This is a genomic window from Bacillus sp. JCM 19034 (assembly GCF_001310635.1).
Taxonomy (GTDB): domain Bacteria; phylum Bacillota; class Bacilli; order Bacillales; family Bacillaceae_D; genus Halalkalibacter.
The window spans coordinates 1-1,311 of record NZ_BAXR01000053.1 but is presented as its reverse complement, the minus strand read 5'-3'; the positions used below and the strand labels follow the sequence as shown (position 1 = coordinate 1,311).

Genomic DNA, 1,311 nt, shown 5'->3' with positions numbered 1-1,311 from the left:
GCCTGACCTTCACCAACGGTCACTTGGAACGTCACTGTATGCCATTCGGTATCTCTAACTTCACCGAACTGTGCGACGATTTCCCCGTCCACATAATGTCCAGCATCGTCATCCTCTTCATCTGTGACGGCTTGTCCATCAACCTCTAGGGTACCTAACACATAGTCGAGGCCCTCTGGTAATTCATCACGTATGACTAAGTTTTTCACTAAGCTATCTTCAATTGTATTTCGAGTTTGAATCGTATACAGCAGCATATCTCCCGCTTCAGCGTTTTCTGTATCTGTATTGCCTTCGGCTTTTTCAACTAGTTCCGCTACTTTCTCTGACTCTAGCTTCGGTGCCTTTGGATCTACTGTGATTTTATGTTCTGGAGTTCCTGGATCCTCGATATTGTCGCCACTAATAGTAGCCACATTTTCAATCTCGTTCCCTACTTGACCAGATTCGATGACTGCTTGGAACGTAACTGTACGCCATTCCGTATCCGTTACTTCACCAAAGCTTCCGAAAATTTTGCCATCTTCATACTTGGCTGTTCCACCATCACTCACTTCTAGACTTCCTTCCACAAAGCTTAATCCTTCTGGTAGCTTATCGGAAATTGTGAAGTTTTCAACGATACTGTCCGTTACCATATTACGAGCCGTAATCGTGTAGACGACCGTATCTCCAACATGATACTCTTCTTTGCCCTCTTCTAAGTTCTCGGCTGTTTTGTCAGAATCTAGTTTTGCTTTACGAGGATAAACAAGCACTTCTTCACTTGGGTAATCAGGGTCAATATTATCTCCATCGACTGTTGCGATGTTTTCAATATCTTCTCCGGCTTGTCCTTCACCGACGATCACTTCAAACGTGATTTGGTGCCACTCAGTACCCTTGACATCACCGAATTTCGCAAGGATTTCTCCATCCACCACTTGACCAGCATCACCGTCTTCTTCATCTGTTACGGATTCACCATTAACGGTCAGGCTTCCTTCCACATACTCTAATCCGTCCGGAATGGTATCCCGAATCGTTAGATTTTGAATCAAACTGTTCTCAATGGTATTTCGAGTCTTGATCGTATAGACAAGAGTATCTCCCACTTCGGGATTCTCCGCATCGGTGTTGCCTTCGCCTTTTTCACTGATTTGATACGTCTTATCTGATTCTATTTCTGGATCTTTCGGATCAACTGTAATATTATGTTTTGGCTTTTCTGGGTCCTCGATGTTATCACCGTCAATCGTTGCCTCATTCTCAATTTCGTTTCCTACTTGGCCAGATTCAATCACTGCATGGAACGTGATAGTGCGCCAGTCC

General features: G+C 44.2%; 1 protein-coding gene. It reads right to left on the bottom strand.

Annotated features, from left to right (window positions below):
• A partial coding sequence (locus JCM19034_RS20515; RefSeq protein WP_156324098.1) for an isopeptide-forming domain-containing fimbrial protein occupies positions 1-1,311 on the bottom strand: 1,311 nt, incomplete at both ends.